At 72.0% G+C, this 6,887-nt stretch carries 4 protein-coding genes and 1 pseudogene; all 5 read left to right on the top strand.

Annotated elements, in window-relative coordinates:
- Window positions 1-1,901: amidohydrolase (locus EF918_RS30315; protein WP_312847878.1), on the top strand; the 1,901-nt coding region annotated here is incomplete at its 5' end.
- A gap of 228 nt (window positions 1,902-2,129) precedes the next feature.
- A complete protein-coding gene (locus tag EF918_RS30310; protein WP_125652132.1) occupies window positions 2,130-3,659 on the top strand; it encodes a UDP-N-acetylglucosamine 1-carboxyvinyltransferase in 1,530 nt (509 codons plus the stop codon).
- Window positions 3,660-4,028: 369 nt separating this feature from the next.
- Window positions 4,029-5,360: a lipopolysaccharide assembly protein LapB gene (locus EF918_RS30305; RefSeq protein ID WP_260610808.1), complete on the top strand. Its 1,332-nt coding sequence runs from the start codon at window positions 4,029-4,031 to the stop codon at window positions 5,358-5,360.
- Window positions 5,361-5,395: 35 nt separating this feature from the next.
- Window positions 5,396-5,737, top strand: a pseudogene (locus EF918_RS30300) (transposase); the annotation flags it as partial.
- 242 nt (window positions 5,738-5,979) lie between these two features.
- Window positions 5,980-6,816, top strand: a complete 837-nt coding sequence (locus EF918_RS37360; protein ID WP_185921989.1) for a hypothetical protein — start codon at window positions 5,980-5,982, stop codon at window positions 6,814-6,816.
- Window positions 6,817-6,887: the final 71 nt, after the last annotated feature.

Here is a 6,887-nt window from a genome sequence, read left to right as displayed (position 1 = left end):
CCGGCGGACGGGCCGTCTCGCGGCGGGGGCTGCTGGCCGCGGCCGGCGCCGCCGGGGCCGTGGGCCTGGTCGGCGTCGGCGCGGGTACGGCGTCGGCGGCCGGCCGGGGCTCGGCCGCGATGGTCGTGCGCAACGCGCGGGTGTTCACGGGCACGGGCGACGGGCGGCCCGCCTCGGCCGTGGCGGTCGGGCGGGACGGGCGGATCCTCGCCGTGGGCGGGGACGCCGAGCTGCGCCGGCTGCTCGGGCGGGACACCGAGGTGGTCGACGCCCGCGGCAACACGCTGATGAGCGGGATCCACGACGGGCACGTGCACCCGCTCGGCGCGGGCGACCGCTCGCTGCGGCCCTCGCTGGAAGGCGCCGAGACCACGGTCGCGGAGCTGACGGAGCTGCTCGCCGGGTTCCTCGCCGCGACCGGCGGCGCGGGCGCGGAGCCCGACGGCTGGCTGGTGGTGGAGGACTGGAACCCGGTCGGCCTGCTGCCGGCCGGCACCGAGGCCCACCACGCGATCCTCGACGCCCTGCCGACCCGCCGGCCGATCGCGCTGGTCGGCGGTGACGGGCACAACCTGTGGGCCAACCAGCGGGCCCTGGACATCGCGGGCATCACCGCGGCCACCCCGGACCCGGTCGGCGGCAAGGTGGTCAAGGGCCCCGACGGGCGGCCGACGGGCGTGCTCAAGGACGACGCCCAGGAGCTGGTCAAGCGGCACGTTCCGACCCCGACCCGGGCCGAGCTGGTGGCGGCCTGCGCCGCCGTGCTGGAGCAGGCGGCCGCGTCCGGCATCACCACGATGATGGACGCCCTGGTCGGACGGCACGAACTGGAGCTCTACCAGGCGCTCTCGGCGGACGGCCGGCTGCCGCAGCGGATCGTGCCCGCGGTCCGGCTGGACGCCGTACAGTCCACCGACCCGGCCGCGGCGGTGGCGTACGCGCGCGGGCTGGAGCGGGAGTTCGGCGGGGTGCCGGGGCTGCGGTTCGGGACGGTGAAGGTGTTCCTGGACGGGGTCATCGAGTACCCGGCGCAGACGGCGGCGCTGCTGGAGCCGTACCTCGACGGCAACGGGCGGCCGACCACGAACCGCGGCGAGCTGTACGTCGCGGCCGACGCCTACGGGAAGCTGACCGCCGCGTTCAACCGGATCGGCTGGCAGATGCACGCCCACGGCCTGGGCGACCGGGCGGTGCGGACCGCCCTGGACGGCTACGCCTACGCCCTGCGGGCCACGGGCCGGCGGGACCTGCGCAACACGGTGGCCCACCTCCAGCTCGTGGATCCGTCCGATCTGCGGCGGTTCGCCCCGTTGGGTGTGGCCGCGTGCATGCAGTTGCAGTGGGCGGCCGAGGACACCTGGACGATGGAGGCCCTGCTGCCGTACATCGGCCCCGCCCGGCACCGCTGGATGTATCCGGCGCGGAGCCTGGAGCGGGCGGGGGCCCGGCTGACCGGAGGCTCGGACTGGCCGGTGGACGCGCTCCAGGTGTGGAACCAGCTCCGCACCGCGATCGACCGGCAGGGCGCGCACGGCACGGGCCCGCTCCACGTCGAGCAGGAGGGCTTGAGCCGTACCTCGGCACTGCGCATGCACACCCTCGGCACGGCCTGGCAACTGCGCCAGGACGGCCTGACCGGCACGGTGGAGCCGGGCAAGGCGGCGGACCTGGTGCTGCTGGACCGGGATGTGACGCGGTGCCCGGTGGCCGACATCAGCTCGACGCAGGTGCGGCTCACCCTGGTGGACGGGCGCGTGGTGCACGACGCCGACTCGGCCACCGGCCGGGCGGCGACGGCCCGCACGGCCCGCGCGACGGCGGCGCCCCGGCCGGCGTCGTACGCGGCGGTCCACGGCGGCCGGCACCGGGCCTGCGGATGCGGCGGCGGCGCGGGCCACTGAGCGGGGCCGCAGCCGTCCCGGCCGGGCGCCGCGGACCCGGCCGGGACGGCTGTGCAGGCCGGCCGGGACGGCTGCGCGGGCCCGGCCGGGACGACTGCGCGGGACACCGGAATGCCCGAAAAAGTCCAAGAGGCAGTTTTGTCGGGTCCATCGGGATCTGACGGTCGGTAACACCCGTCTGCCACACCCGATGAGCACCTCATCTCATATCTGAGATACGGTGCACCCATGGCAGACGACTACCTCGTACGCATCGGCAAGCTCATCCGTGACGCCCGGCAACACCGGGGCTGGACGCAGAGTCAGCTCGCCGATGCGCTCGGCACCAGCCAGAGCGCCGTCAACCGCATCGAACGCGGAAACCAGAACATCAGCCTTGAGATGATCGCCCGAATCGGTGAGGCCCTCGACAGCGAGATCGTCTCTCTGGGCTACGCCGGCCCGATGCACCTGCGCGTGGTCGGCGGTCGTCGCCTGTCCGGTGCGATCGACGTCAAGACCAGCAAGAACGCGTGCGTCGCCCTGCTGTGTGCCTCGCTGCTCAACAAGGGCCGTACGGTCCTGCGCCGGGTCGCCCGGATCGAGGAGGTCTACCGTCTCCTGGAGGTCCTGAACTCCATCGGCGTCCGCACCCGCTGGATCAACGGCGGCGTGGACCTGGAGCTGGTCCCCCCGGCCGTCCTCGACATGGACGCCATCGACGCGGAGGCGGCCGTCCGCACCCGCAGCATCATCATGTTCCTGGGCCCGCTGCTGCACCGGATGGACAGCTTCCGCCTGCCCTACGCCGGTGGCTGCGACCTCGGCACCCGGACCATCGAGCCGCACATGATCGCGCTGCGCCGGTTCGGCCTGGACATCACCGCCACCGAGGGCATCTACCACGCCCAGGTCGCCCCCGGCGTGAGCCCGGACCGGCCGATCGTGCTGACCGAGCGCGGGGACACCGTCACCGAGAACGCGCTGCTCGCCGCGGCCCGCCACGACGGCGTCACGGTCATCCGCAACGCCTCCTCCAACTACATGGTCCAGGACCTGTGCTTCTTCCTGGAGGCGCTGGGCGTCAAGGTCGAGGGCATCGGCACCACCACGCTGACCGTCCACGGCGTGCCGAACATCGACATGGACGTCGACTACTCCCCCTCCGAGGACCCGGTCGAGGCAATGAGCCTGCTGGCCGCCGCGGTGGTCACGGAGTCGGAGCTGACGATCCGCCGGGTGCCGATCGAGTTCATGGAGATCGAGCTCGCGGTCCTGGAGGAGATGGGCCTGGACCACGACCGTTCGGCGGAGTACACGGCCGACAACGGCCGTACCCGCCTGGTCGACCTGACGGTCCGTCCGTCGAAGCTCGAAGCGCCGATCGACAAGATCCACCCGATGCCCTTCCCGGGCCTGAACATCGACAACGTCCCGTTCTTCGCGGCCATCGCCGCCGTGGCCCAGGGCAAGACCCTGATCCACGACTGGGTCTACGACAACCGCGCCATCTACCTCACCGACCTGAACCGCCTCGGCGGCCGCCTCCAGCTCCTGGACCCCCACCGCGTCCTGGTCGAGGGCCCCACCCGCTGGCGCGCCGCCGAAATGATGTGCCCCCCGGCCCTCCGCCCGGCGGTGGTCGTCCTCCTGGCCATGATGGCCGCCGAGGGCACCTCGGTCCTGCGCAACGTCTACGTGATCAACCGCGGCTACGAGGAACTGGCCGAGCGCCTCAACTCGGTGGGCGCCCAGATCGAGATCTTCCGCGACATCTAGGGCGTTTCCTTCCGATCATCGGATCGTTGGTTGACGTGTGTCGTTGACCGATGCCCAGGGGGCCCGCATCGACCCGCTGCTGCCGGACCGGGCTCCGAAACGGGGCGGCCGCCGGGGCCCGTCAAAAGGGGCCCCGGCCGGCGAGCCCGTCGACCATGCCCAAAAATGGCCGACCTCAGCCTTGGCAATGGCCTCGCGGGACGGCCGCGGGACGGGCGCCAACCCGGCGAACCCATGTGGTCACGGCAGCAGGTTCTGTCGTCAAAAGCCATGCATCAGCCCAAGAGCGGGACACGAAGGCCGCTACCTCGCCGGCAGCCCATGCAGGCGACCGGCCAACTGTCAGTAACTCCTTCTACGCTTCCAGCCGTGAACGTAGATGATCTTTCATGGCAGGTCGGCAACTACGGTGGCCTGCCTCCCCGAAAAGTGGATCTCCTGCTGGAGCGCGGTCACCTGGACCTGGTGATTCAGGCAGCGGAGGAGCGCGCTGAGTGGTTCTGCGCGGAGCGCGCGGCTCAGGAGCTGTGCCTGAGGGGCGCGTTCGGTCGAGCCATCGAGGTGGTCGAGCCGTTTGCGGCTCTCGGGTGGCGGCCGGCCCTCTGGGCGAAGGCGAACGTTTTGTTGCGGGCGGGCCGGACGGGTGAGGCCCTGGATCTGGTCCGTCCTGACGAGGAGGGGCGTACCTCGGAATACGTGTGCCGGGACTTTGCCGAGCTGCTCGTCAGGGCAGGGCATGTCGACGAGGCCATCGATCTGCTCGTGCCGCATCTCGGGGGTGGGTGGATCCGGTCGGTGTTGGTGGAGATCACCGAGGGCCAGGGCCGCGACGAGCGGGTGCTGGAATTGATCGCCCCACACGCCGAGACCGCGCGGCAGGCCCTTGAGAAGAGCCGTCGGGCTTCCAACGGCGAGGGAGTCCTGGTACTTCAGGCTCGGTTGCTGGAACGTATGCACCGCGCCGACGAGGCAATCCGCGTCCTCGGCACGGACATTGCCGCGACACGGTACGGCACCCAGAACACCCTGACCGCTTACGCCGAACTGCTGTCACGCCACGGCCGGCTGGACGTTCTGCGCGAGCTGGCCACCGGCGAGCACGCCCACACCGTCCTGGACATCTTCGCCGGCGCCCTCCGCGACTGCGGCCGGGCCGACGAGGCCGAGACGGTGATGCGGGAGGCCATCGCCGCCGACGACTGGGTCGGGTACCGGGCCTGGCTCTCCGTGACCCTGTTGCACGACGGCCGGTTGGACGACGCGATCGCCGTGGCCGAACCCAGACCCTCGCCTCGTCAGAGCCCAACTGCTCAGTACCGCCGGCCACCTCGCGCAAGCCGAGGCGGAACTGCGGGAACTGGGTACCGTCACAGCACGCGAGGATCTGTTCGAGGTCCTCGTCAAGCAAGGACGAGCGGCCGAGGCGGTCTCCGCCCACCCCGCCGTCATCGAGCAGCGTGCCGCAAAGGCGAAGACCGCATCCGTCCCTCTACGGGAGGACGGGTACTCCGCGGAACCTCCCTTCTAGGCGACGCCCTTCGAACCATCTTTCCTGCTGGATCACGGTGGTACGGTGCACCGCCACGCATACCCGCTTCCGCAGGTGGGCGATGGAGGGGACGTTCGACCGGATGCTCCGGGCCGCCCAGGCGAAGGCCGATGCGGTCGGCGATGTCGAATCCCGCCCGGCCAGGCCGGTGACGCACCGGCGTTCCCCCCAGGTCATGGCCCGCTCACGAGTACCCCGGCGGATCGGCCGTCCCCGGATCACTCCGGACGTGGTCCTGGCTGACAAGACGTACTCGTCCCGCGCGATCCGCCGCCACCTGCGGCAGCGTGGGGTCCGGGCTGTGATCCCGCAACCGGCCGACCAGGCAGTCGACCGCAAGCGGCTGGGCCGTCGCGGCGGCCGCCCACCGGTCTTCGACCGCGAGACCTACAAGCAGCGGAACACCGTCGAACGCTGCATCACCGAGCTCGACCAGTGGCGCGGCCTGGCCACCCGCTACGACAAGACCGCCACCATCTCCCTCGCAGGACTCCACCTCGCCGCCCTCTTCATCTGTTCAGCGAGGTGATCCGAAGGAAACGGCCCAGGCCGCCGACACGCGTGACTGACGGCCCGTCGGTCCCCTGGGTGTTCGACCGAGGCCCCCGAGCCCTTCCTGGAAGGGTGACGGGGCCTCGGTTTTTCGGGCATTCCACCCCCTGCCGACCGGACCGTCCATCAGACTTCCGTCACAGCTCGCCATGCACGCGCGGCACACAGTGACAGGTTGTCGAAGCCGAGCGTCGCTCACCTACTTCGCCGAGGACGCCCGTGTACCCGCCCCCGCAGACCTACCCCTACCCACCGCGGCCCGTTCGGCGCTGGTGGCAGCAACCCGGCCTGGTGGTCGCCGCGCTGGTGCTGCTGCCGCCTGTCGGCATCGCCTTGGCCTGGACGAGCCGGTGGGCGAAGCCGAAGAAGGTCGTCGCCACCGTGCTGGCGGCCGTCTGGTTCTTCGTACCGCTCCTGACGGACAGCGGGAACAAGGGGGTCGAAGAAGGCAAGAACGCGACGCCCGCCGCCGGGACCGCTTCGCCGAGCCCGGCCGGCACCGCGTCCGCCTCCCCCACGCCGACCCCGACGCCCAGCGCCGAGCCGGTCATGCCCACAGCGGTGGGCCGGACCTTCGGCGAGGCCGAGAAGGCGGTGGAGGACCTGATCGACGGCGAACTGACCGCGTACAGCGCCTATCTCGACGTCGAACTTCCCGCCGGCCACGCCGATTGGATCGTGTGCTTCCAGGGCCCCCTGCCCGGCGCCACGCTCGTCCCGAAGTACGCCGCCGCCAACGTCCACCTGGTCGCGCCCGGCACGAAGTGCCCGGCGTCGACCACCACCACGCTCAGGCCCTCGCCGGAGCCCAGCCCCCCGCACGACGACGACCCGGCCGGCTCCGGCTCCGGCTCCGGCTCCGGCTCCGGCTCCGGTGGGTCCTCGTCCGGCGGCGGTGGCTCGTCCGGCGCGTCCGGGGGTTCGAGCAGTGGTGGTGGCGGAGCGGACACCATCACGCCCGGCGCGTACTGCTCCACGCCCGGCTCGACCGGCGTCGGCCCGTCGGGCGCCGTCTACACCTGCAAGGGGCCGGGGCGGGAACGCTGGCGCCGGTAGCGCGGCCTGGAGGAAGGGCGAGCGCCCCCGCCGCGGCGACCGGCCGGTGGCGGGGGGCTCGGGGCTCGGGT

Source organism: Streptomyces sp. WAC06614 (genome assembly GCF_003949795.1).
Lineage (GTDB): Bacteria > Actinomycetota > Actinomycetes > Streptomycetales > Streptomycetaceae > Streptomyces.
Note: the sequence above shows the minus strand (reverse complement) of the source record. Positions and strands in the feature narration are given on the sequence as shown.

What these genes read in the sequence shown, in the direction of transcription:
- EF918_RS30310 (WP_125652132.1), top strand. Translation starts at nt 2,130, where the DNA reads ATGGCAGACGACTACCTCGTACGCATCGGCAAGCTCATCCGTGACGCC.